Annotated in this window: 22 protein-coding genes; 3 read left to right on the plus strand and 19 right to left on the minus strand. The window is 72.7% G+C overall.

Translation table 11 applies throughout. The features are described from left to right. Positions 1-161: 161 nt before the first annotated feature. The 4 genes from ACWG52_RS07935 to ACWG52_RS07950 all read right to left on the minus strand — a co-directional run bounded on the left by ACWG52_RS07935 (position 162) and on the right by ACWG52_RS07950 (position 3,937). On the minus strand, positions 162-677 hold the full coding sequence (locus ACWG52_RS07935) for an O-acetyl-ADP-ribose deacetylase (protein ID WP_389818004.1): 516 nt from the start codon (positions 675-677) through the stop codon (positions 162-164). Then, positions 677-2,095 carry a phytoene desaturase family protein gene (locus ACWG52_RS07940; RefSeq protein ID WP_266353856.1) on the minus strand — a complete coding sequence of 473 codons (1,419 nt, stop codon included), beginning with the start codon at positions 2,093-2,095 and terminating at the stop codon, positions 677-679. Before ACWG52_RS07940 ends, ACWG52_RS07935 begins: the two co-directional genes overlap by 1 nt. Positions 2,096-2,194: 99 nt before the next feature. After that, on the minus strand, positions 2,195-3,019 hold the full coding sequence (locus tag ACWG52_RS07945) for an inositol monophosphatase family protein (protein ID WP_033218207.1): 825 nt from the start codon (positions 3,017-3,019) through the stop codon (positions 2,195-2,197). Positions 3,020-3,115: 96 nt separating this feature from the next. Then, positions 3,116-3,937 carry a helix-turn-helix transcriptional regulator gene (locus tag ACWG52_RS07950; protein ID WP_389818047.1) on the minus strand — a complete coding sequence of 274 codons (822 nt, stop codon included), beginning with the start codon at positions 3,935-3,937 and terminating at the stop codon, positions 3,116-3,118. A gap of 140 nt (positions 3,938-4,077) precedes the next feature. Here ACWG52_RS07950 and ACWG52_RS07955 point away from each other — a divergent pair, with 140 nt between their 5' ends. Next, positions 4,078-5,493 carry an MFS transporter gene (locus tag ACWG52_RS07955; protein WP_389817997.1) on the plus strand — a complete coding sequence of 472 codons (1,416 nt, stop codon included), beginning with the start codon at positions 4,078-4,080 and terminating at the stop codon, positions 5,491-5,493. Positions 5,494-5,566: 73 nt separating this feature from the next. Here ACWG52_RS07955 and ACWG52_RS07960 read toward each other — a convergent pair whose 3' ends face one another. The 8 genes from ACWG52_RS07960 to ACWG52_RS07995 all read right to left on the minus strand — a co-directional run bounded on the left by ACWG52_RS07960 (position 5,567) and on the right by ACWG52_RS07995 (position 13,833). Next, positions 5,567-6,568 (minus strand): TIGR03842 family LLM class F420-dependent oxidoreductase, encoded by a 1,002-nt coding sequence (locus ACWG52_RS07960; protein WP_033218203.1) that lies wholly within the window; start codon positions 6,566-6,568, stop codon positions 5,567-5,569. Positions 6,569-6,586: 18 nt separating this feature from the next. Then, positions 6,587-7,987, minus strand: coding sequence for a dihydropyrimidinase (gene hydA / locus ACWG52_RS07965; RefSeq protein ID WP_390136934.1), 1,401 nt, complete (start codon positions 7,985-7,987; stop codon positions 6,587-6,589). A 13-nt stretch (positions 7,988-8,000) separates the two neighbouring features. After that, positions 8,001-9,293, minus strand: coding sequence for an aspartate aminotransferase family protein (locus tag ACWG52_RS07970; protein WP_390136936.1), 1,293 nt, complete (start codon positions 9,291-9,293; stop codon positions 8,001-8,003). Next, a complete protein-coding gene (locus ACWG52_RS07975) occupies positions 9,290-10,132 on the minus strand; it encodes a nitrilase-related carbon-nitrogen hydrolase (RefSeq protein ID WP_030714627.1) in 843 nt (280 codons plus the stop codon). Before ACWG52_RS07975 ends, ACWG52_RS07970 begins: the two co-directional genes overlap by 4 nt. 176 nt (positions 10,133-10,308) lie before the next feature. Continuing rightward, a complete protein-coding gene (locus tag ACWG52_RS07980; protein WP_390136938.1) occupies positions 10,309-11,763 on the minus strand; it encodes a hypothetical protein in 1,455 nt (484 codons plus the stop codon). A gap of 99 nt (positions 11,764-11,862) precedes the next feature. After that, a complete protein-coding gene (locus ACWG52_RS07985; RefSeq protein ID WP_033218194.1) occupies positions 11,863-12,243 on the minus strand; it encodes a PPOX class F420-dependent oxidoreductase in 381 nt (126 codons plus the stop codon). A 28-nt stretch (positions 12,244-12,271) separates the two neighbouring features. Next, positions 12,272-13,462: an alginate lyase family protein gene (locus ACWG52_RS07990; protein WP_453128295.1), complete on the minus strand. Its 1,191-nt coding sequence runs from the start codon at positions 13,460-13,462 to the stop codon at positions 12,272-12,274. A gap of 119 nt (positions 13,463-13,581) precedes the next feature. Beyond that, on the minus strand, positions 13,582-13,833 hold the full coding sequence (locus ACWG52_RS07995; RefSeq protein WP_389814226.1) for a helix-turn-helix domain-containing protein: 252 nt from the start codon (positions 13,831-13,833) through the stop codon (positions 13,582-13,584). Between the two features lie 64 nt (positions 13,834-13,897). Here ACWG52_RS07995 and map point away from each other — a divergent pair, with 64 nt between their 5' ends. Beyond that, positions 13,898-14,665 (plus strand): type I methionyl aminopeptidase, encoded by a 768-nt coding sequence (map, locus tag ACWG52_RS08000; RefSeq protein ID WP_390169273.1) that lies wholly within the window; start codon positions 13,898-13,900, stop codon positions 14,663-14,665. 20 nt (positions 14,666-14,685) lie between these two features. On the opposite strand, the gene ggt is transcribed toward map, so the two are convergent. Continuing rightward, complete coding sequence (gene ggt, locus ACWG52_RS08005; protein ID WP_389814219.1) at positions 14,686-16,485, minus strand: gamma-glutamyltransferase; 1,800 nt, start codon at positions 16,483-16,485, stop codon at positions 14,686-14,688. A 101-nt stretch (positions 16,486-16,586) separates the two neighbouring features. On the opposite strand from ggt, the gene ACWG52_RS08010 reads away from it, so the two are divergent. Beyond that, complete coding sequence (locus tag ACWG52_RS08010; RefSeq protein ID WP_266353849.1) at positions 16,587-17,312, plus strand: hypothetical protein; 726 nt, start codon at positions 16,587-16,589, stop codon at positions 17,310-17,312. On the opposite strand, the gene ACWG52_RS08015 is transcribed toward ACWG52_RS08010, so the two are convergent. The 6 genes from ACWG52_RS08015 to ACWG52_RS08040 all read right to left on the minus strand — a co-directional run bounded on the left by ACWG52_RS08015 (position 17,272) and on the right by ACWG52_RS08040 (position 24,159). Further along, positions 17,272-18,531 (minus strand): cytochrome P450, encoded by a 1,260-nt coding sequence (locus ACWG52_RS08015; protein ID WP_389814216.1) that lies wholly within the window; start codon positions 18,529-18,531, stop codon positions 17,272-17,274. The two genes, ACWG52_RS08010 and ACWG52_RS08015, sit on opposite strands and share 41 nt — an antisense overlap. Positions 18,532-18,604: 73 nt before the next feature. Then, entirely contained in the window at positions 18,605-19,138 is a 534-nt protein-coding gene (locus ACWG52_RS08020; RefSeq protein ID WP_389814213.1) for a hypothetical protein, read from the minus strand. Then, entirely contained in the window at positions 19,135-20,580 is a 1,446-nt protein-coding gene (locus ACWG52_RS08025) for a sensor histidine kinase (protein WP_266353847.1), read from the minus strand. The genes ACWG52_RS08020 and ACWG52_RS08025 overlap by 4 nt, the downstream gene beginning before the upstream one ends. Positions 20,581-20,586: 6 nt before the next feature. Next, on the minus strand, positions 20,587-21,270 hold the full coding sequence (locus tag ACWG52_RS08030) for a response regulator (protein WP_389814209.1): 684 nt from the start codon (positions 21,268-21,270) through the stop codon (positions 20,587-20,589). Positions 21,271-21,301: 31 nt separating this feature from the next. Further along, a complete protein-coding gene (murJ, locus tag ACWG52_RS08035) occupies positions 21,302-22,993 on the minus strand; it encodes a murein biosynthesis integral membrane protein MurJ (protein ID WP_453128299.1) in 1,692 nt (563 codons plus the stop codon). Next, complete coding sequence (locus ACWG52_RS08040) at positions 22,990-24,159, minus strand: lipid II:glycine glycyltransferase FemX (protein ID WP_389814203.1); 1,170 nt, start codon at positions 24,157-24,159, stop codon at positions 22,990-22,992. Before ACWG52_RS08040 ends, murJ begins: the two co-directional genes overlap by 4 nt. Positions 24,160-24,183 lie beyond the last annotated feature (24 nt).

Here is a 24,183-nt window from a genome sequence, read left to right on the forward strand (position 1 = left end):
GCAACCCTCGTTCGAAAAGCCGTTGGGGATGCGCGCCATTGTCGAACCGGCCTGCGACTTCTGTAAACGTGATCCATCCGACATCGAAAAACTGATATTCGCATCGCCTTCCGTTGCCCGCGCAAGGCAGTTGGCCTCACGCGCGCGTGGGTCGACGCCTCCTAGACGGCGCCGACCCGGTCGGCGAAGGCCTGGTAGGCCGCGTCGTCGAAGAGCACGAACCGCACCTCCTCGACCTCGGTACGGGCGCCGCGCACGGTCTCCACCGCGATCCGGGCGCCGTCGTCCATCGGCCAGCCGTAGATGCCGGTGGAGACGGCCGGGAAGGCGACCGTACGGGCTCCCAGTTCGTCGGCGATCCGCAACGACTCGCGGTAGCAGGAGGCCAGCAGCGCGGAGCGGTCCTCGTCGCGTGACCAGACCGGGCCCACCGTGTGGATGACGTGCCCCGCGGCGAGCCGCCCGGCCGTGGTGGCCACGGCTCGGCCCGTGGCCAGCCCCTTGCCGTAGTGCGAACGCCGCAGGTCCTCGCAGGCGGCGAGGATCTCCGGCCCGCCGCGCCGGTGGATGGCGCCGTCGACCCCGCCGCCGCCGAGCAGCGAGGAGTTCGCCGCGTTGACGATCGCGTCGGCCTTCTCCGCGGTGATGTCGCCGCGGACCAGGGTGATACGGACCATCAGGAGCCCTTTCGCAGGTGTCGCCATACCGCCTTGGCGGCGTTGTGCCCGGACATGCCGTGGACGCCCGGGCCGGGCGGGGTGGCCGAGGAGCAGAGGAAGACGGCAGGGTGGGCCGTCGTGTACGGGGTGAGGGAGAGCTTGGGGCGCAGCAGGAGCTGGAGGCCGGAGGCGGCCCCGCAGGCGATGTCCCCGCCGACGTAGTTGGGGTTGCGGGCGGCGAGCTGGGGCGGGCCGGCGGTGGCGCGGGCGAGCACGAGGTCGCGGAAGCCCGGGGCGAAACGCTCCAGTTGGGTCTCGACGGCTTCGGTGAGGTCGCCGTCCCAACCCGCGGGGACATGTCCGTACGCCCAGAACACGTGCTTGCCCTCGGGCGCCCGGCTCGGGTCGACGAGGGTGGGCTGCGCGGTGATGAGGAAGGGGGCGCGGGGGGCCCGGCCGCCGGAGGCGAGCTGCAGGGCGGCGTCGATGTCGCGGACGCGCGGGCCGATCTGGACGGTGCCGGCGCGGCGCGGTGCCTCGGCCGTCCACGGGACCGGGCCGTCCAGCGCGTAGTCGAGCTTGAACACGGAGGCGCCGTACCGGTAGCCGTCGTAGGCGCGCCCCAGGCGGGCGATGCGGGCCAGGGCGGTCGGTGAGGTGTCGAAGACGTAGGTGCGGGCGGGCGGGAGGTCGTCGAGCCGCTTGACCTCGAAGCCGGTGTGGATGGTCCCGCCGAGGTCGCGCAGGTAGCCGGCGAGGGCGTCGGAGACGGACTGGGAACCGCCGCGCGGCATCGGCCAGCCGTTCGCGTGCGCGGCCAGCGCGAAGACCAGGCCCACGGCGCTGGTGGCGATCCCGCTGAGCGGGGCGATGACGTGGGCCACGAGGCCGGCGAACAGCGCGCGGGCCCGCTCGTCGTGGAAACGGCTCAGGAGCCAGGTGGAGGGCGGCATGCCGGCGAGTCCGAAGCGGGCGAGCGTGAGCGGGTCCCGGGGCAGCGCGGTGCTCGGCAGGGACATGAAGTCCCGGGCCAGGGTGTCCCATTTACCGAGGAACGGCCCGACCAGGCGCCGGTAGGTGCCCGCGTCGCGCGGCCCGAAGGACGCGGCCGTCTCCGCGACCGAGCGGGACAGGACCGCGGCCGTGCCGTCGTCGAAGGGGTGCGCCATGGGCAGCGGGGCGTGCAGCCACTCCAGCCCGTACCGGCCCAGCGGCATCGTGGCGAAGACCGGCGAGCCGGCGCCGAGCGGGTGGACCGCGGAGCAGGGGTCGTGCCGGAAGCCGGGGAGGGTGAGTTCCTCGGTCCGGGCGCCGCCGCCGACGGTGTCTCCGGCCTCGAAGACGGCCACCGAGAAGCCGCGCCTGGCCAGTTCGACCGCGGCCGTCAGCCCGTTCGGCCCCGCTCCCACCACAACCACATCGAGAATCGACGGCACTTGCGACTCCTTCGTCTCCGGCGCGCCCGCGCCCCCAGGATATTCCGCCGCCCGGTCCGTCCGGACCCGGCTCGACCGCGCCCGGCCGCGCCGGTCCGGTCAGGCGCCCCGGAGCAGCTCCCGGATGCGTACGGTGGTGGCCTCGTCACGCCCGACCGCGAAGGGCAGCGCGTTGTCGCGGTCCACCCGGAAGGGGACCCCGTCGACCGTGCTCTGGGTGCCGCCGGCCTCGGCGACCATCAGCAGCCCGGCCGCGTGGTCCCAGGCCGAGGGCCAGGTGAAGGCCAGGCCGTCCATCTCGCCGCGGGCCACCTTCAGGTATTCCAGGCCGGCCGAGCCGCAGGGGCGGGCCGCGACGCCGGGGACGTCCAGGCGGGCCAGTGTCCGCTTGTTCTCGTCGCTCGTGTAGAGCGGGTGGGCGATGGCGACGCGCAGTGCGGCGCCCGGCTCGGGCGAACCGCTTCGGATCCGCTCGCCGTTGAGGTACGCGCCCTGCCCGCGCACGGCGGTGGCCAGCTCCTCCAGTGCCGGGGCGAAGGTCCAGGAGGCGAGGATCTCCCCGTGCAGGGCCAGGGCGACCAGGGTGCAGAACGCGGGGTCGCCGTTCACGAACTGACGGGTGCCGTCGACCGGGTCGACGATCCACACCGGGGCGTCCGCGCGCAGCGCCGCGTACACACCCGGGTCGGCGTGCACGGCTTCCTCGCCGACCACGGCGGAGCCGGGCAGCAGCCGCGTCAGGGCGGCCGTGAGGTGCTCCTCCGCCTTGCGGTCGGCCACGGTCACCAGGTCGTGGGGGCCGTTCTTCTCGTCGACCTCGTGCTCGGCGAGCTGCCTGAATCTCGGCATGATCTCGATCGCCGCCGCCTTGCGGACGGCTTCTTCCACATCGGACAGGCCCTGGGCCAGGAACTCATCGATCATGCCTCCAGCAAAGCACGCCCGACCGACAAACCCCACCGCCGATTCCGTACCGGCTGCCGGCCGTCGGGTGTCCACCGGGTGAACCGGCCCGGGGACTCAGCCGGCCAGCGGGAACATCGATCCGCGTCGGCCCTCGGGCGAGGTCAGCCATTCCAGCTTCTCGGCCGTGCCGGTGCCCGGCAGCGGGGTGTGGAGGACGATCGCCAGGTCGGGGCGGGCGGGTACGCGCAGCTGGGTCGACTCCACGTGCAGCGTTCCGGTCACCGGGTGCTCGATCTGCTTCTCGACCTGTCCCCCGGGCAGGACGTCGCCCCGCTCCCACAGCTCGGCGAATTCCGGGCTGAGCTCCCGGGCCTCGTCGATCACGGCCCGGAAGCCCTCGTCGTGGGGGCTCTCCGAGCAGGCCGCCCGGAACTGGGCGACCACCACGCGGGCGATCTCCGCCCACTGCGGGGAACGTGATCGGTAGATGGGGTCGGTGAAGAAGGCGATCAGGCAGTTCTGGGTGATCTCGGGGCGCATCCCGAAGACCAGCGAGGCCGCGTCGTTGTACATCACGGTGTTCCAGTACCGGTCCATGATGTGCGCGGGGAAGGGCATCCAGGCCTCGATCAGCCGCCGGAGGCCGTCGCACCTGCCCCGTTCGCCCGGGGCGACCTCAAGGGCGGGCGGGTTGAGCCCGGCGAGGACGTACAGGTGGCGGCGCTCGGCGCTGCTCAGTTTCAACACCCGGCCCACCGCGTCCAGGACGTGCCCGGACACCGTGATGTCGCGCCCTTGTTCCAGCCATTGGTACCAGGAGACCCCGACCCCGGCGAGCACGGCGACCTCCTCGCGGCGCAGCCCCGGGGTGCGGCGGCGGGCCCCGCCGTCCGGCAGGCCGGCCTCGGTCGGGGTGATCCGGGCCCGTCTGCTCATGAGGAACTCGCGCAGTTCGGGCCGCCTGTGCTGCGCGGTCGGTGTGGCCACGGGTCCCCCTGTCCGGCTGCCTGTTGGTGCCACCAACAGGATAAGTTCCCACTCCGCACGAAGATTCCCGGGCCGCGAGGGTGGTGGCCATGGCGATCGACACACAGACAACGACCGACGGGCCGCACACGGCGGCCCCCGAGCACCACCGGCTCTCCGGCCGGGCCCGATGGGTGCTCTTCGTGCTCTGCGCCGCCCAGTTCATGGTGGCGCTCGACTTCTCCGTACTGAACGTGGCCCTGCCGGTGCTCGGCGAGGACCTGGGCCTCGGCCGGTCCGCCCTCCAGTGGGCCATCACCGCCTTCGCCCTGCCGTCCGGTGGCTTCCTGCTCCTCTTCGGCCGGATCGCCGACCTGTACGGCCGCAAGAGGCTGTTCCTCACCGGCCTGGCGCTCTTCGGCGCGGCCTCCCTGCTCGCGACCCTCGCCTGGGATCCGGCCTCCTTCCTGGCCGGGCGCGCCTTGCAGGGGCTGGGCGCGGCGGTCATCGTGCCCACCGGCATGTCCCTGCTGACGACGACGTTCCCCGAGGGCCCGCTGCGCGACAAGGCGCTCGGCATCTCCGGCACCCTGCTGTCCCTCGGCTTCACCGTCGGCATGGTGCTCGGCGGTGTCATGACCGACACCCTGGGCTGGCGCTCCACGATGGGGCTGCTCACGGTGACCGCGGTGATCGTGCTGTTCATGGCGCCGGGGCTGCTGCCGGAATCGCGCACCACGGAGCGGCCGCGGCTGGACGTGCCCGGGGCGGTCACCGTGACCGGCGGTCTGCTCGCGCTGATCTACGCCCTGTCGACGGCGGCCCGGCGCGGCTTCGGTGACGTGGACGTCCGGGGCACGCTGGTGCTCGGGCTGCTCCTGCTCGTCGCGTTCGTGGTGGTGGAGTCGAGGTCGCCGGCTCCGCTGGTCTCGTTGCCGATGCTGAAGCGGCGCACGGTCGCCTGGGGCAATGTCGGCGGTCTGGTGACCTTCTCGATGATGTCGACGGTCGTGTTCGTGCTGACGCTGTACCTCCAGGAGACGCTGGAGCTGTCGTCCTTCCGGACGGGACTGGTCTTCGGGGTGCAGGGCCTCGCCTCCGTCGTCGCCGGGTCGTACGCGCCGAAGGTGATCGGCCGGTTCGGTGCCCGCCGCACCCTGGTCGGCTCGCTGCTCGGCCAGGGCCTGCTGGGCGCCGCGCTGCTCGGGGTGGGCCCGCAGTCGGGCGCGCTGCTCGCGACCGTGGCCGTCTCGCTGGCCAGCATGTGCCACCTCGGCGCGATCATCTCGTACGGGCTCGTGGTGACGAGCGGTGTGCCGGACGAGCAGCAGGGTCTGGCGACCGGCCTGGTCACCACCACCCAGCAGGTCGGCATCACGATCGGGATCCCGATGCTGGGTGTCCTGGCCACCACGCAGGCCTCGCTGTTCGACGGGGTGCGGACGGTCCTGGCGCTCGACGCGGTGATCGTCCTCGCGGCGGCGGTCCTGGTGGGCCTGGGTCTGGGTGGCCGCAGGAAGGCCTGACCGTAAGACCTGGCCGTCGCGCGGGCCCGGAATCGGTCCTCCGGGTCCGCGCGGCCCCGCGCCGGGCGCGGCGTCAGTCGCGCAGCACCGGGATGATGTGTTGGCCGTACGCGTCGATCGTGGCTTCCCGCGCGTCGTGCATGTCGTAGACCGCGAACTGGTCGACGCCCAGGTCGCGCAGGGCGCGAAGCTTCTCGATGTGTGCCTCGGCCGGGCCCAGCAGGCAGAAGCGGTCGACGATCTCGTCGGGGACGAAGTCGGTGGACGGGTTCCCGGCCCGTCCGTGGTGGCTGTAGTCGTAGCCCTCGCGGGCCTTGATGTACTCGGTGAGCTCGTCGGGAACCATCGAGGAGTGCTCGCCGTAGCGGCCGACCAGGTCGGCCACGTGGTTGCCGACCATGCCGCCGAACCAGCGGCACTGGTCGCGGGCGTGGGCGAGGTCCTCGGAGACGTACGCGGGGGCGGCCACGCAGATGGTGATCTCCGCCGGGTCGCGGCCGGCCGCCACGGCGGCCTCGCGCACCGACTTGACCATCCACTCGGTGAGGTAGAGGTCGGCGAGCTGGAGGATGAATCCGTCGGCCTTCTCCCCGGCCAGGGCCAGGGCCTTGGGCCCGTACGCGGCCATCCACACGGGGAGCTTCCCCTCGCGGACCCACGGCAGGCGGATCGGGTTGCCGTCCACCAGGGCCTCGCGGCCCTCGGCCAGGTCCCGGATGACGTCGATGGCCTCGCCCAGGCGGGCCAGGGTGTTGGGCTTGCGTCCGGCGACCCGCATCGCCGAGTCCCCGCGCCCGATCCCGCAGACGGTGCGGTTGCCGAACATGTCGTTGAGGGTGGCGAAGGTGGAGGCGGTCACCTCCCAGGTGCGGGTGCCGGGGTTGGTGACCATGGGGCCGATGTGCAACTTGCGGGTGTGTTCCAGGATCTGGCTGTAGATGACGAACGGCTCCTGCCAGAGGACCGCCGAGTCGAAGGTCCAGCCGTAGCGGAAGCCGTTGCGTTCGGCGCGCTTCATGAGGCTGATGACCTGGGAGGCGGGCGGGTCGGTCTGCAGGACGAGGCCGAAGTCCATGGGGCGGCTCCTTGAGCTTTACAGGTACTGGCAGGTGGAGCGGGGGACGAAGGCCCCGTGGCCGGCCCGGCCGGTGAATTCGCGCTGGTCGATGACGAGTTCGCCGCGCGAGAGCACGGTGTCGACGCGTCCGGTGATCCGCCTGCCCTCGTACGCCGAGTAGTCCACGTTCATGTGGTGCGTCTCGGCGGAGATGACCTGCTCGGCGTGCGGATCGTAGAGGACGATGTCGGCGTCGGAGCCCGGCGCGATGGTGCCCTTCTGCGGGTAGAGGCCGAACATCCGGGCCGGGGTCGCGCACGCGATCTCGATCCAGCGTCGGCGGCTGATGTGCCCGTCCAGGACGGCCTGGTGGAGGAGGTCCATGCGGTTCTCCACCCCCGGCAGCCCGTTGGGGATCTTGGAGAAGTCGCCCCGGCCCAGTTCCTTCTGGCCACGGAAGCAGAAGGGGCAGTGGTCGGTGGAGACCACCTGGAGGTCGTTGGTCCGCAGGCCCCGCCACAGTGCCGCCTGGTGTTCCTTCGGCCGCAGCGGGGTGGAGCAGACGTACTTGGCGCCCTGGAAGTCGGGCTCCTCCAGGTTGTCCGTGGACAGGAACAGGTACTGCGGACAGGTCTCCCCGAAGACCGGGAGCCCCTTGTCCCGGGCGGCGGCCAGTTCCGCGACCGCCTCCTGCGCCGAGACGTGGACCACGTACAGCGGGGCGCCCGCGACCCGCGCCAGCTGGATGGCGCGATGGGTGGCCTCGGCCTCCAGCAGGACCTTGCGGACCTCGCCGTGGTGGCGGGGGTCGGTCTCCCCGCGGGCGAGTGCCTGCTCGACGAGGACGTCGATCGCGATGCCGTTCTCGGCGTGCATCATGATCAGCCCGCCGTTGGCGGCGCCGCGCTGCATGGCGCGCAGGATCTGCCCGTCGTCGCTGTAGAAGACCCCGGGGTAGGCCATGAACAGCTTGAAGGAGGTGACGCCCTCGCCGACGAGGTGGTCCATCTCCTTGAGCGTTCTCTCGTTGACGTCCGAGAGGATCATGTGGAAGGCGTAGTCGACGGCGCAGTTGCCGTCGGCCTTGGCGTACCAGGTGTCGAGGCCTTCGCGCAGGGAGTGGCCCACGCTCTGCACGGCGAAGTCGACGATCGTGGTGGTGCCGCCCCAGGCGGCGGCTCTGGTTCCGGTCTCGAAGGTGTCGGAGGCCGAGGTGCCTCCGAAGGGAAGTTCCATGTGGGTGTGCGCGTCGACCCCGCCGGGGATGACGTACTTCCCGGTCGCGTCGATCGTACGGTCGGCCGTCCAGGCCTCGGCGGCCGCCGAGCCGTGTGCGGCCAGCGCCGCCACACGGCCGTCCTCGATCAGGACGTCCGCGTGCAGTTCGTCGGAGGCGGTGACGACGAGGCCGCCGCGGATCAGGGTGCGGATGCTCATGTGATCCCCCTACTCAAATGCTGCGCAAGGCCTGTTCGAGGATCTCGGCGCCCTCTTCCGCCTCGGCGACGGTGAGGGACATCGGCGGCGCGATGCGCAGCACGCTGGTGTTGTGCCCGCCTCCCTTGCCGAGCAGCAGGCCGCCCTCGCGGGCCGCCTCCAGGACGGCCGCGGCCGCGTCCGGGTCGGCCTCGTCGGTGCCCGGCCTGGTGAGTTCGAGGCCGGCCATCAGGCCCCGACCGCGGACCTCCCGTACGGCGGGCACGGTGGCCGCGATCGCGCGCAGCCGCTCCAGGAGCAGGCCGCCGACGCGGCGGGCGTTGCCCTGGAGGTCGTGCTCCAGCAGGTACGCGAGGTTGGCGACGCCGGCCGCCATGGTGACCGGGGAGCCGCCGAAGGTGGAGATGGAGTTGGAGTCCAGGCAGTTCATCACCTCGGCGCGGGCCACGACGCCGCCGATGGACATGCCGTTGCCGATGCCCTTGGCGAAGGTGAGGATGTCCGGCGGGCCGTTCTGGGCGTGGGCCTGCCAGCCCCAGAAGTTGTCGCCGGTGCGGCCCCAGCCGGTCTGCACCTCGTCGCTGATCCACAGGATGCCGTGGCGGTCCAGCACCTCGCGGAAGGCTCCGTAGAGGCCGTCGGGCGGGGAGGTGAAGCCGCCGACGCCTTGGACGGGTTCGGCGATGAGGGCGGCCACTCCCCCGCGGGCCTGGCCGAGCACGTCCTCCAGGTCCGCGACGGCGGCCGCGGTGAAGGCGGCGTCGTCCAGGTGGGCGAGGGGGCCTCGGGTACGGACCGCGCCCTGGACGTAGTACGTCTGCAGCGGGGAGAGGCTGGTCGGGGACCAGCCGCGGTTCCCGGTGATCGAGACGGTGGAGAAGGACCGGCCGTGGTAGCTGTTGCGCATCGCCAGGATCTGGTTGGAGCGGCGGTACGTGGTCGCGAGCAGCAGGGCGGTGTCGTTGGCCTCGGTGCCGGAGGTGGTGAAGAAGACCCGGGCGTCGGGGATGCCGGAGAGGGCGGCGACCCGCTCGGCCAGCTCGATCATCGGCCGGTTGAGGTAGAGGGTGGAGGAGTGGATGATCCGCCCGGCCTGCTCGGACACGGCCTTGGTGACCTCGGGCAGGGCGTGGGCGGTCATCGTGGTGAGGATGCCGCCGAAGAAGTCGAGGTAGCGGTTGCCGTCGGCGTCCCAGACGTGGCGGCCCTCGCCGTGGGTGAGCTCGATGGGGTGCTTGTAGTAGAGCGCGAGCCAGTCGGGCAGGACGGTGCGGTGGCGGCTGTGGAGCGGGGTCGGGTTGGTCACGGCTGTACGAGCCCTCCGTAGGCGTCGGGACGGCGGTCGCGGTAGAAGGCCCACTGGTCGCGGACCTCCTTGATCAGGTCGAAGTCGAGGTCGCGGACGACGAGTTCCTCGTCCTTGTCGCTGGCGACGTCCCCGACGAACTGACCGCGCGGGTCGACGAAGTAGCTGGTGCCGTAGAAGTCGTTGTCGCCGTACTCCTCCTGGCCGACCCGGTTGATCGCGGCGATGAAGTACTCGTTGGCGACGGCCGACGCCGGCTGCTCCAGCTGCCACAGGTACGCGGACAGGCCTCGGGAGGTGGCGGAGGGGTTGTAGACCAGTTGGGCTCCGGCCAGGCCCAGTTGGCGCCATCCCTCCGGGAAGTGGCGGTCGTAGCAGATGTAGACGCCGACCTTGCCGACGGCGGTGTCGAAGACGGGCCAGCCCAGGTTGCCCGGGCGGAAGTAGTACTTCTCCCAGAAACCTTTGACCTGGGGGATGTGGTGCTTGCGGTACTTGCCCAGGTAGCTGCCGTCGGCGTCGATGACGGCGGCGGTGTTGTAGTAGAAGCCCTCGCTCTCCAGCTCGAAGACCGGTACGACGATCACCATGCCGGTCTCGCGGGCGAGGTCCTGCATACGGCGTACGGTCGGGCCGTCGGGGACGGCCTCGGCCCACGCGTAGTGCTCGGGCTCCTGGACCTGGCAGAAGTAGGGGGCGTTGAAGACCTCTTGGAAGCCGATGATCTGCGCGCCTTCGGCGGCTGCCCGGCGGGCGTACTCCTCGTGTTTGGCGATCATCGAATCGGTGTCTCCGGTCCAGGTGGCCTGGACCAGCGCGGCGCGGACGACTTGGGCCATGAGCTGCTCCTCGCGACGGGAACGCCGAGTTCTACGCACGTAGACGGTGTACGTAGGGAGTAGAACGTAGGCCTCGTCACAGCGTGGGGCAAGAGCGCCGTGCGCGGTTGGAGTAGTCGATCACGTTACGTCGCCACGCGGTCGAATGCGGTCAGGAGACGAGCGGATCAGTACCCCTACGCATCCGCGATGCCCGCCACCCGCAGCGCGTGGAGCAGGTCGCGGTGCCGGGGTCCGGGCAGCGCCCGGGCCGCCCGGAGCAGCCTCGGGGCGAACCACCGCGGATCGTGCCGGGCCAGGCCGGCCGCCTCCTCGGCGGTGCGCACCCGGACGAAGGCGCCGAGCAGGGCGTCCGCCTCGCGGATCCGGCCGGCGCCGTCGAGGGCGAGTGCCGCGTCGGCGACCTCGGAGGCCGGGCGGGAGACGCCTTGGCGCAGCAGGGCGTCGCAGTCGGCCTCCCGGCCGGCGGCGCCGAGGGCGGCCGCTGCCGCCGCGAGCCGCTCGGGCGGGAGGGAGGCCGCCTCCCACAGCAGGGTCGCCCAGTCGGCCGCGAGCCCGGCCCGGGTCAGCTCGGCGGCCAGTGCGGGCAGTTGCTCGGCGGGCCGGGCCGCGGCCTCGCACAGCAGGACGTGCGCCTCACCGCTGCGGCCCTGGGCGCGCAGGGCGAGCAGGGCGGCGGCGACCGCTCCGGGGACACCGGCCGAGGGTCCCGGCGCCTGCTCGGGACGGGGTACGGGGCGGGATACGGGGTGCGGCGCGGCCTCGCCGCCGCCGGGAGCCCCGGGTTCGGGTGCGGGCGCGTCCGGGACACCGAAGCGGGCTCCGCGCGGCGCGGGGAGCGCCGCACCGGGAAGGCCGCCCGGAGTGCCGTCCCCGCCGGGGTGCCCCGGCGGCGGGGTGAACGCCGGAGCCGTGGGGGCCGCCGAGCCCGCGTACCGGGCGCCTCCGGCGCGCCGGGCACCTCGCAGCCAGCGCCCCTCGGCCCGGCCCACCGGCGCCTCGGCCCGCGCCGGGGGCTCCTCGGAAGGGGCGACCTCCGGCCCGGGACGTGGTGCGGGACCCGGCTCCGAGGGCGGTGCGGGGTGCGATCCAGGGCCCTGTTCGGGGCGGGCCTCCCGCTGCCGGGGCACCCCGGGCAGCCACTGCGCGGTCTCCTGCCGCATCGGCCAGGGGCCTTCGGGGCCCGCCCGCAGGGCCCGAAGTCGGGCCGCCAGATCCTCGTGACGGGCCGCCGCGCGGGCCACGTCGTCCTGGGCCCAGGAAAGTTCCCGGGTGAGGGCGTCCGTCTCGGCCCGGTCGGCGGCCCGGCCGAGCCGTACGGTCAGGCTCCGCAGGGCCGTCTGCGATGCGGCCCGCTGCTCCGCGGCCGCCGCCAGCAGGGACCGCAGCTCGCCCTCGCCGCCCGGCAGCCGGTCCCACACGGCGACGGCCGCCGCCCGCAGCTGGGCCGCGTATACGGTCTCCCGCGCCGCGAACTCCGCGCCCCGGGCCCCGGCCAGGTCCCGCAGCAGCGATTCCACCACGTCCCACGGAGGCATCGCCGCCCCGTCGAGACAGGCCTTCAGGCCCTCCGGATCCCTGCGCACGAACTCCCCGTACCAGCCTGCCCCGGGATCCAGCCTCTGTGTCAATCCCCGCAAATATCCAGAGAGTTGACTGATCGCCAGCGAAGTCGCGGTCTCCATGACCGCATTGGACCCCACCCGTGTTACGGGCGGGCTACGGGAATCTCAAAGCTTGACGGCGATCGCGGTGTGCGGGCGCTTGCCGCGCCGCGCCAGGGCGGCGGGCACGTCCACCAACCAGAACTGCCAGGTGTACTTGCGCGACATCAGCTTCCGCACCCGCCGCAGACCCGCCTCGTCGAGCAGCCGGGCCTCACCCTCCCGCGCCTGCGCCCCTTCCTCGACGCGCCCGCGCATGTCGCACGCGGTGACGGTGACCCGCCCGTTGTTGCGGATCCGCTTGACCTTCCACGAATCGCTGCGCGTCCACACGTACAGCTCACCCGCGTCGGCCACCGCCCACACCGGCGTCGCCACGGGCGTGCCGTCCTTGCGGAAGGTGGTGAGACTGACGTACCGCGCCCTGCCGAACTCTTCGAGATCCATGACCGAACCCTAGGGCGTGTCCTGCCGATCAAGGCGCCTCTCCGTGGCTGACCGTTTCCCAGGCCACGAACAGCTCGTCCGTCCCGGCCGGCCGGGTCTTCTCGACCAGGGCGCGGGTGTACGGGAGCTTCGCGCCGGTCCGTGTCTCGTAGTGGTGCAGGGCCACCTCCAGGTCGGGCCCCATGGTCCGCTCCACCTTGCCCCCGCACAGCCACGGCGGGGCCTCGGCCCCGAGCTGGTACTTCGCGTGGAACTCCAGCGCGGTGCGCAGCCGGGCGGACTGCTCGCCGTACAGGTCGACGCCCTGGTGCCAGGCGGTCTCGGCGATGTGCGCGGACGCGGCGAGCGCGTAGCCGACGTGCATGAGGTTGCGGCAGGTCTCCTGGGCGATGCCGTCGACGTAGGTGCCCTGGTCGAACCAGTACGCCTTGACCTGGTCGGCGGTGCGGATGGCGGCGTACTGCGGGGCCATCGGGCGCGGGCCGTCCGACCGGAGGTAGAAGTACGCGGGCACGCGCGCCCGGAACCGCTCCAGCGACTCCCGGAAGATCTCCTGGTCCTCCAGGAAGACGGAGATGGAGACGGCGGCGTCGGTCATGGCCAGTTCCCAGTTGCCGTTGTAGGCGGGCACCTGGGTGCGGACGGCCGGCAGGTAGGCCGTGCGCAGCATCCGCTTGAACCGGTCGACCCGCGACTGCCCCCAGTCGGGGTAGTCGGCGTTCATGATCTCGGCGGCGCGCGCCCAGCTGGATCCGGACCAGGCGGCCTGGAGTGCGGCGTTGTCCTCGCGGTGCGTCTTCATCACGGCCGACCAGGCGTCCATGATCTGTACGGCCTTGCGCGCGTGGGCGGTCCGGCCGTTCACCGACCACAGCAGGGCGTGGGTGTAGGCGGCGATCGCGTCCTGTCGTTCGTCGAGGCAGGACTGCGGGCCGCTGTTGAAGGGGCAGGGCACCACGTCGGCCGGGTGCGGGGTGTAGTCGAGCGAGGCGTAGCGGCTGGTCAGGAGTGACCGGTAGGCCGAGGACCAGGGTTCCTTGCCGGCCGCGACCATCTGCTTCGCCTGCCGGAGCCCGCCGTGGCTGACGACGACGCCGGGGTGGTGGAAGACCACGTCGCCGGCGTCGTGGCCTTCGGGGGCGGCGCAGGCGGCGAGCAGCAGGCCGCCCGCGAAGAGGGCGCCGACGACTGCGAATCCGACGCGCTTGGATGCGTTCATGGCTGACACGCCTTCACGCTTGCCCCGCGCCTCGGACCTCCCACCGCGGATTGGTCCGTCTGGCCTGCGGGCCCGCCCGAACGGCAGGCTCGGGCCCGGCATGATCCGAAGGACAGGCCCTAGACCGGGACGACGACGCAGCGGCGGAGCAGGTCGTCCAGGGAGAGGCCGAGGGCCGCGGCGAGGGCGGCGACCGTGAAGAAGGCGGGGGTGGGCGCCCGGCCGGTCTCGATCTTGCGCAGGGTCTCGGCGGAGAGCCCGGCGCCGGCGGCGACCTCGACCATGCTCCGGTCGCCGCGGGCCTCGCGCAGCAGGACGCCGAGCCGCTCGCCGCGCTCGCGCTCTTCGGGGGTGAGGGGGGTACGGACCATGGCGTCATCCTACCCCGCACACCAATAACTATCCCGTTATTCTTATACCGGTATAGTTATTGGCATGGTGAAACTGAAGACGGACCGAGAGATCGACGAGATGCGGGCCGCGGGCCGGGTGGTCGCCCGCGCCCTGGCCGCCGTACGGGAGGCCGCCGACGTGGGGGTGTCCCCGCTGGACCTGGACCGGGTGGCCCGCGAGGTGCTCCGCGAGGCCGGCGCCACCTCGCCCTTCCTGGGCTACCGGCCGAGGTTCGCACCGGTGCCCTTCCCCGCCTCGGTGTGTCTCTCGGTCAACGACGCGATCGTGCACGGCATCCCCGGCGAGCACCCGCTGCAGGACGGCGACCTGGTCAGCGCCGACTTCGGGGCGCTGCTCGGCGGCTGGGCCGGCGACGCGGCCGTCAGCTTCACGGTCGGTCGGGCCCGCCCCGCCGACCTCCGGCTGATCGAGACCTCCGAGGCGGCCCTCGCGGCCGGGATCGCCGCCGCCGTACCGGGGAACAGGATCGGCGACATCGCCCACGCCATCGGCGCGACCTGCCGGGCCGCCGGGTACGGGGTGCCCGACGGCTTCGGCGGCCACGGCATCGGTCGCAGCATGCACGAGGACCCGGGCGTGCCCAACGAGGGCCCGCCGGGACGCGGGATGCCGCTGCGTCCCGGCCTGGTCCTCGCCATCGAGCCGATGCTGATCGCGGGCGGTACGGACGACTACACCTGCGACGCGGACGGCTGGACGCTGCGCACCGTCGACGGCAGTCGCGCCGCCCACTCGGAGCACACGGTCGCGATCACCGCCGACGGTCCGCGGATCCTCACCGCGCTCTAGGCGCCCCCTGGGCAGTGTCGCTACGGCCTCCCGTGCGGGTGGACCACCATCGCCGAGCCGCCGCCCCGGCGGCTGGTCTCGGCCGCCGCCAGCCAGCGGCCGTCCGGCAGCCGCTGCACGCCGGTCGCGGCGCCGATCTCCGGGTTCTGCCGGAAGGCCTGGCCGATCGCCTCCAGCTCCGCGCGCACCGGGCTGTTCCACAGGCCCGGCTCCAGCTCGGTGGTGGTCTGGTTGCGCTGGCTGGCCCGCGGTGCGGCGATCGCCTCGACCAGCGGAAGACCCCGGTCCAGGTGGCCGATCAGGGTCTGCAGCACGGTGGTGATGATGGTGGCGCCGCCCGGGGAGCCCACCGCGAGCACCGGACGGCCGTCCTCCAGCACGATCGTCGGGGCCATGGAGGAGCGCGGCCGCTTGCCGGGGCCGGGCAGGTTCGGGTCCGGGACCCCGGGTGCGGCCGGGGCGAAGGAGAAGTCGGTCAGCTCGTTGTTCAGCAGGAAGCCGCGGCCCGGGACGGTGATGGCGCTGCCGCCGGTGGATTCGATGGTCAGGGTGTAGGAGACCACGTTGCCCCAGCGGTCGGCGGCCGTCAGGTGGGTGGTGTTCTCCCCTTCGTACGGGGTCGGGGCGGCCTGGCCGGAGCCGCCGCAGGGCGCCGGGTGGCGCGGGTCACCGGGGGCGAGCGGGCTGGTCAGCGTACGGTCGGGCGCGATCAGGCAGCCGCGTGAGTCGGCGAACCGCTGCGAGAGCAGCTCGCGCGTGGGCACGTCCACGGCCGCCGGGTCGCCGACCCAGCGGCCCCGGTCGGCGAAGGAGATCCGCGAGGCCTCGATGAAGCGGTGCAGGTACTGCGTCTCGGACAGCTTCGAGAGGTCCGTCCGCTCCAGAATGTTCAGCGCCTCGCCGACGGTGGTGCCGCCGGAGGAGGAGGGCGCCATGCTGTACACGTCCAGACCTCGGTAGCCCACCCGCGTCGGGTCCTGCCGCTTGGTGGCGTACGCCCGCAGGTCCGCGGTGGTCAGGTCGCCGGGGCGGACCTTGCGGGTGGCCGCCGGGTCCACGGGGGGCGTGCGCACGGCCCGGACGATGTCCTCGGCGAGGGGCCCGCGGTAGAGGGCGCCGGTCCCCTTGCGGCGGAGTTCGGCGTAGGTGGCGGCCAGGTCCGGGTTCTTGAAGGTGGTGCCGACCCCCGGCAGGGCGCCGCCCGGCAGGAAGAGCTTCGCGGTGGCCGGGAAGTCCTTGAAGCGGTCCTGGTTGAGCTCGGTCTGGGCCCGGAAGGTGGCGTCCACCGTGAAGCCGTCGCGGGCCAGCTTCTCGGCGGGCTTCAGCAGTGTGTCCAACGGGCGGGTGCCCCAGGCGTCGAGGGCGCTCTTCCAGGTGGCGGGGGTGCCGGGCACACCGACGCCGAGGCCGCTGGTCTGGCCTTCCGCGAAGGGGATGGGCAGGCCGTTCTCCTGGAAGAGGGTCTCGGTGGCCGTGGCGGGGGCGGTCTCACGGCCGTCGATGGTGTGCACCCGGCGCGAGCGGGCGTCGTAGTACACGAAGTAGCCGCCTCCGCCGATGCCCGCCGAGTAGGGCTCGGTCACCCCGAGCGCGGCGGCGGTGGCGATCGCCGCGTCCACGGCGTTGCCGCCGGAGCGCAGGACGGCGATGCCCGCGGCGGAGGCGTCGGCGTCGACGCTGGCGACGGCCCCGCCGTAGCCGGCGGCGACCGGCACCTTGGCCGGTGGGGTGGTCGTGGTGGGCGGGGCCGCGGCCCCGGTGGAGACGAGCGCCCCGGCGAGGGCGACGAGCGCTAACTGACGTGCGGCGGGAGCACGCATCCGGTTCCTCCGGTCGACGGCTTGTCAGATCTGGTCGGCGCAGCGTAACTTCACCGCACCCCCCGCGTCAGGAAGGCCACCCGGCCGCTACCATCCGCCGCATGAACGACGACGTGCGCAACATCGTGCTCGGGGTGATAGCCACCGCCGTCAGCGGCGGGTTCGGCTGGTTCGCCCGGACCTATCTGTGGCGCCGTTCGCTGCGCCGCAAGCAGGGGTTCTTCGGACTGCCGGCCGGCGCCGAGTGCCTGTTCGTGGTCAACCGGCAGATGGGCGGCAAGGAGTCGTCGGTGCACCGCAACGACGCGTTCGCGCTGCTGGAGATATCCGCGCTGATCAAGGACTGCGGGGCCAACGTCCAGATCGTCACGCACGACGAGGCGCGTCAGGGCTTCGGCGAGCGTGCCGAGTTCTGCGTCGGCGGCCCGACGTCCAACACCCGTACGGTGGCGCACCTGGCCTCGATGCTGCCGGGGGTACGGGTGAACGTCGACACCCAGGAACACGAGGACCGGGGCGCGATCCAGGTGGGCGGCGAGAGCTACCGGTGGGCCAAGGGCCGGGTGGAGTACGTGCTGCTCGCCAGGCTGACGGGCGCCCAGGGCGGCCGTCCCGTCTTCCTGCTGTCCGGGCAGACGGCGGTCAGCAACCAGGCCGCGGCCCGCTATCTCGCCCGCCATCACGAGCGGCTGGCCCGCACGTACAAGAAGGATCCCTTCTGCCTGGTGCTGAAGGTGGTCAACTCCGATGCCTACGGCCCCGATGTGACCGAGCTCGCCGCCGATGTCACCCGGGCCGCCCTGACACCCGAACCGGCAGCCGTGTGATCCCGTTGATGAAGTTGGAGACCAGCCGGCGCGGCGGTCCCGCCAGCTCGGGCGCGGGCATGGCCGCGCACCACTCCTCGTAGAGGGTGCGCAGCTGGAGCCGGGCGAAGTGGGCGCCGAGGCAGACGTGCGGGCCGTCCCCGAAGGAGACGTGCGGGTTGGGCGTCCGCGCCAGGTCCAGGCGGCCCGGGTCGGCGAAGACGCGCTCGTCGTGGTTGGCGGAGGCGTGGAAGACCACCACCTTGTCCCCGGCGCGGATCGGCTGACCGGCCAGGTCGGTGTCGACGGCGGCCGTGCGGCGGAAGCTGAGCACGGGCGGGTGGACGCGCAGGAGCTCGTCGACGGCCCGGTCGAACGGGACGGATCCGTCGGCGAGTCGGCGGTAGGCGTCCGGGGCCTCGGCCAGGGCGAGCAGGCCGCCGGGGGCGGCGCTGCGGACGGTGTCGTTGCCGGCGACGGTGAGCAGGAAGAAGAACATCTCCAGTTCGGCCGGGTCGAGCCGGGCCTCGGCGAGGGCGGTCATCACGTCGTCGCCGGGGTGCGCGCGCTTGTGGTCGGCCAGTTCGCGGGCGTACGCGAACATCTCGCCGAGCAGGGCCGGGGAGCGCGGGTTGAGCGGGGTGCCGTCCGGGCCGAGGAGCGGCTCGGGGACGTCGTCGGGGTCCTGGTACCCGATGATCCGTACGGTCCACTCCAGCAGCAGGGCCCGGTCGGTGTCCGGGACGCCGAGCAGGTCGGTGAGGTTCAGCAGCGCGTATGTGTCGGTGACGGCGCGTACGAGGTCGACGGAGCCGTCCTCGGCGTCGTGGCGGGCGGCGGCGAGCAGGGTGCGGGCGCGCTCGCGTACCCGCGCGGCGAAGGCGTCGACGCGGGCGGGGGTGAAGGCGCGGGACACCAGCCGCCGCAGCCGGCCGTGCTCGGGCGGGTCCTGGTTGAGCATGGTGCGGCGCAGGAAGGGCAGGTCGGCGGGGTCGGGGTCGCGGATCTGGGTGGCGCCCAGCCAGGAGGAGTACGTCCGGTGGTCGCGCAGGACCCGTACGACGTCGCGGTGGCGGGTGACGGCCCAGAAGCCGGGGCCGGCGGGCCAGCCCTGGATCTCCGGTTCCGGCTGCCAGGCCACGGGGTGCCGCTCGCGCAGCAGCCGGTAGCGCTCGTGCGGGATGCCGGAGGCGTAGATGCGGGGGTCGAAGACGTCGGGGACGTCCGCGGCGTGGTCCATGGGGCCACCGTGACGGGTGGGCGCCCCCGGCCGCAAGGGTGCGGTGCCACGGCCGGGGGGTGCGCCGTGGCGGTCAGCGTTTCCGGTCGCAGTCGGCGGCCGGGAGGGTGGTGTCGGTGCCCTGCAGGATGACGGGGCTGCGGGTGTCCGTCAGGACGGCGGTGCCGATGGTGCACACGATCTGCATGCGGGCCAGGTCCGACAGGTCGCCCACGGCGAACGGCACCCGGACCGTCGTTCCTTCGTGCGTGTACGGGCTCACCGCCATCTGTTCCTCCTGTCCGGCGGGCAGCCGGGGCAGGGCCGTGGTGAGCCCGACCTCGGCGGCCCGGCCGCGGGGGCCGTCGAGCAGCAGCCGCAACAGCACCACGGGGTTGAGCCGGTAGCCCTCCGCCAGGCTGAAGGGGCTCGGGGCGAGCCGGTCGCCGTCCTTGGCCACGAAGTAGAGGAAGTTGCTCTTGTTGCCCCCGGAGACCTTGACGGTGGCGGAGTGGCCGCTGTCGATCACATCGGTGCGTTTGATCCCGCATCCGGTGAGCAGCAGGGCGCAGCCGACCAGCGTCGCCGTGGCCGCGGCCGCCCGGGATCTCGTTCCGTGCCCGGTCACGCGTGGGCCTCCAGCGGCATGTCGAGGGTGAAGACCGCTCCCCCGGTGGGCCCGTTGGCCGCGAGGAGGGTGCCGCCGTGCAGGCGGACGTTCTCCAGGGTGATGGCGAGGCCGAGTCCGCTGCCGGCGGAGCGGGTCCGGGCCGCGTCGGCCTTGAAGAACCGGTCGAAGATGTGCGGCAGTACCTCGGGGGCGATGCCGGGTCCGCTGTCGGCGACGTCGATCAGGAGCCGTTCGCCGTGCTCGCCCGGTGCGGTCCGTACGGTGACGCGTACGGGCGCGCCGCCGTGGCGGAGGGCGTTGCCGACCAGGTTGGCGAGGATCACGTCGAAGCGGCGCGGGTCGAGGCGGGCGCGTACCCGGTCCGGCAGTTCGGTGACGACGCGGTCGTCGACCCAGTGGCGGCGCTCCAGGGTCTTGCGCACGGCTTCGGCGATGTCCACGTCGTCGAGGTTGAGCTCGGCGGCCCGGGCGTCGAAGCGGGAGATCTCCATCAGGTCCTCGACGAGGACGGCGAGCTTGCCCGTCTCGGCGCTGACCAGGCGCAGGGCCTTGGCGGTGTCGGCGTCGAGGCGTTCGGCGTCCTCGTCGAGGACCTCGGTGACGGCGAGCATCCCGGCGAGGGGGGTGCGCAGTTCGTGGGAGACGTCGGAGGCGAAGCGGCGGGCGCGGACCTCGGCGTCCTGGAGTTCGCGTACGGACTGCTCCAGGGCGCGGGCGGTCTCGTTGAAGGTGCGGGCGAGTCCGGCGAGCTCGTCGGCGCCTCTGACCTCGATCCGGGTGTCGAGGCGGCCGCGGCCGAGGTTCTGGGCGGCCCGGCGCATGTCGCGGACCGGCCGCAGGACGCTACGGGCGGCCAGCAGGGCGGGCACGATGGCGATGGCCAGCCCCGGGACGGCGCCCTGCTTGGCGGCGTCGACCATGGCTTCGACGGTCTGCTTCTCGGTGGCGAGCGGGACGCTGGCGTAGAAGACGGCGCCGGTGGCTTCGGTGGAGCCGTTGTGCTCGATGAAGGCGGGGACCCCGACGGTGAGCCACGGGTTGCCGCGCTGGTCCTCGACCCGCTGGAAGGCGGTGTAGTCGTGGCTGCGGACCTTCCTGCGCAGATCGTCGGTGATGACGCTGGAGGTCGGTGTGCCGGGGTTGGTGGAGACCCGCACGCTGCCGTACTCGCCGAAGATGATCCACGGGTGCGGTTTGCCGCGCTTGCCGAGTTCGATGACGATGCGCTGGACCTCCTGCTGGTCCAGCGGAAGCCGGAACTCCTGCTGCTCGACCTGGTCCCGCAGGGTGCTGATGGCGGTGTCCTGGGTCTGCTTGAGGATCGCGTTGCGCGCCTGCTGGTAGGTGAGGGCGGCCGTGGTCACCGCGCTGATCGCGGCGACCAGCAGGAAGGCGGCGATCAGTCGGGTGCGCAGGCCCAGCGGCGCTATCCGTCGCACGGTCGCCTACAGCGGACCGAAGCGGTAGCCGAAGCCGCGCACGGTCTGTATGTAGCGGGGGCTCGCGTCGGGGTCCTCGACCTTGGTGCGCAGCCGGCGGACGCAGGCGTCCACGAGCCGGGCGTCGGCGTGGTAGCTGTGGTCCCACACGTACTCAAGGAGTTGTTGGCGGGAGAAGACCTGCTCGGGCGAGGCCGACAGGTGCAGCAGGAGCTTGATCTCGCTGGGGGCCAGGGGCACGCGCTCGCCGTTCTTGGCGACGCTCAGCCCGGCGCGGTCGATGCTCAGCTCACCGTGGCGCTCGACTCCCGGGCGGGCGCCCACCGGGTCGCTGAGCCGGCGCAGGACGGCCTTGATGCGGGCCTCGATGACCTCGGTGCGGGCGGGTTTGACGATGTAGTCGTCGGCGCCGGCCTCCAGGCCGACGACGATGTCGAAGTCGTCGCCGCGTGCGGTGAGCATGATGATCGGCACCTGGCTGGTCTCGCGGATGCGGCGGCAGACCTGGACGCCGTTGATGCCCGGCAGCATCAGGTCGAGCAGGACGAGCTCGGGGCGGAAGCCGCCCATCAGCGCCAGCCCTTCCTCTCCGGTCTCGGCGGAACTCACGTCGTGGCCCCGGCGGCGCAGGCCGAGGCCGACCCCCTCGCGGATGGAAGGGTCGTCCTCGATCAGCAGTACGCGTGGCATCCGGTCAGTATCCCAAAGGTGTTGCGGGGCCTTACCTCCGCTGTGGGCCGGTCCTGCGCCTCAGGGAGTCCAGCATGTCGGTGATCTCCGTCAGGCGCAGCGGCCCGGCGAGGATGACGACGACGAGGGCCAGGGCGGCGGTTCCCGCCCCGACGGCGGCGAAGTCGCCGAACCGCTCGGTGGCGCGGGCGGTCGCGTACGCGGCGGCGGCCGCCGGTGCGCAGGCGACCAGGAGCCGCAGGTGGGTCCGTACGGCGGTCGCGCGCCGCTGCGTACGGGTGCCCTCGCGCGGGCCGAGCCGCCGGGTGAGGGTGTGGGCGGTGACGGCGGCGCCCGAGAGGAAGGCGACGGAGGAGGCGCCGGCCATGCCGGTGACGGCCCAGCGCGGGGACAGCAGGACGTAGGCGGCGGCGGACAGCCCGGCGGTGAGCGCGGCGATGACCAGGTTCAGGAAGAAGGGGGTCCGGGTGTCGGAGAGGGCGTAGAAACCGCGCGAGAGGACGTACTGCGCGGAGAAGGCGATCAGGCCGGGCGCGAAGGCGATGAGCATGCCCGCCATGACCTCGATGTCGGCGGCGTCGGTGCGGCCGTACCCGAAGACGCTGCCCATCACCCAGGGGGCGAGGGCGGCGAAGAGCGCGGCGGCGGGCACGACGAGGGCCGCGCTGGAGCGCAGGGCGTAGGAGATGTCGCGGCGCACGGCGGCGAGGTCGCCGTCGGTGGCGGCCGCGCTCATCCGGGGCATCAGGGCGGTCACGAGGGAGACGGTGATGATGCCCTGCGGGACGATCCACAGCTGGTAGGCGTTGCTGTAGGCGGTGTAGCCGGCGCCGCCCGCGAGTCCGGCGTCCACGGCGTGCCGGCCGGTGGTGGTGGAGAGCCGGGTGACGACCCAGTAGGCGATCTGGTTGGTGAGGACGAGCATGACGGTCCAGCCCGCGTTGCGCAGCGGGCGGCCGAGGCCGCTGCCGCGCCAGTCGAAGCGGGGGCGCCAGCGGAAGCGGGCGGCGCGCAGCGAGGGGACGAGGGCGAGGGCCTGGATGACGATGCCGAGGGTGGTGCCGAGACCCAGGAGGCGGGTCTCGTCGGCGGTGAGGCCGGCCGCCCCGTCGTGGGAGAGGTGGAGGAAGAGCCCGAAGACGCCGATGATGACGAGGTTGTTGAGGACCGGGGTCCACATCATGGCGCCGAACCGGCCGCGGGCGTTGAGCACCTGCCCGAGCAGGGTGAAGAGTCCGTAGAAGAGGATCTGCGGCAGGCAGTACCGGGCCAGGGCCACGGTGGTGCTCGCCTGGGCGCCGTCGTAGGGGGTGTACACCGAGACGATCAGCGGGGCGGCGAGGACGGCGGCGGCGGTGAGCGCCAGGAGGGCGACGGTGCAGGCGGTGAGCAGCCGGTCGGTGTAGGCGGATCCACCGTCCGCGTGCTCCTTGGCGGCCCGGACCAGCTCGGGTACGAAGACGGCGTTGAGCGCGCCGCCGATGAGCAGCATGTAGATGATGTTCGGGACCGTGTTGGCGACGGCGTAGCTGTCGCCGAGGAACTCGGTGCCCAGCGCCGCGACGACGACGGCGGAGCGGATGAAGCCGGTGGCGCGGGAGACGACGGAACCGGCCGCCATGAGGGCGCCGCTGCGCAGGACGGAGGTCTTGCCCGAGGACGCTCCGGCGCTCGCCGGTGCGGTGTCCGCTCTGGTGCCGCTGTCGGTGTCGGTGGCGGTCACCGGCGGGCCAGGTAGGCCTGGAACGCCTTGTAGAGCGCCGTGTTGGCGACTCCGTCCATCGGTATCTCCCACTCTCCCAGCGTCTCGACGACCTGTCCGCCGGTGCCGAGCTTCCAGCGCAGCAGCCCGTACGAACGCGCCGAGGGGTCAAGGGTGGAGGGTACCCCGCGCATGTCGTACTCCTGTGCGCCGAGGGCGTGGGCGTCGCACATCATGCGCCACTGCAGGGCGTTGCTGGGGCGTACCTCGCGGCGGTGGTCGGCGGAGGCGCCGGTCTGGTACCAGACCCGCTCCCCGGCGGTGATCATCGTGTGGGCGGCGAGGATCTCGCCCTGGTGGATGCCCAGGTAGAGCCGCATGCGGCCGGGTGCCTCCTCGTTGAGGACCTGGTACTGCTGCTCGTAGTACGCGAGGGAGCGGCCGAGGCGGAAGCCGTCGCGCTCCTCGGTGATGCGCAGCAGGCGGTAGAACTCGGGGAGGTCCGCGGCGGTGCCGATGACCGTCTCCACGCCGGACTTCGTGGCCTTGCGTACGTTGCGCCGCCATTCCTGGTTGAGGCCCGCCCAGACCTCGTCGAGGGTGCGGCCGGCCAGTGGGACGCGGAAGACGTGGCGGGGCTGGGCGTCGCCGTCGTCCTCGCCGCCGCACCGCGTCCAGCCGCGGGTGCGCAGCCGGTCGGCGAGGGCGGCGCCCACCGGGTCGACCTCGGTGGCGAGCACGTCGGATATCTGTCGGCCGGGCCCGGAGGCGGCCTTGGCGGTGGTCGCGTCCCAGCGCCGGTAGGCGGGGGTGGGGCCGATGCGGACCGCGAAGGCGCCGGCGGAGCGCAGGTGGCGCATGAGCGGGTTCAGCCAGCGGTCGATGTGCGGATCGGACCAGTCGGCGACGGGGCCCTCGGGAAGGTAGGCGAAGTATTTCCGGGTGCCGGGGAATTGCCGATAGAGCACCAGACCGGCGCCCTGAATCTGGCCGTCCGCATAGTGCCAACCGACCCTTTCCGAGCGCCAAAGGTCTTTTACGCGCGCCCAGGACGGGTACTGGAGAAAGCTCGCCCCGCCGTGGCGGGAAAGGAACGCCTGGTATTCCGAGACGGACAGGGCACGCACGCGGAGCTCCCGGTCCTGGTCATGGTCCTGCTGGGCGGGGGTCACGAGCAGTGCGCACACGGCAGACGGCCTTCCTGTCGTCCT

This window comes from Streptomyces sp. CLCI03 (assembly GCF_053615355.1).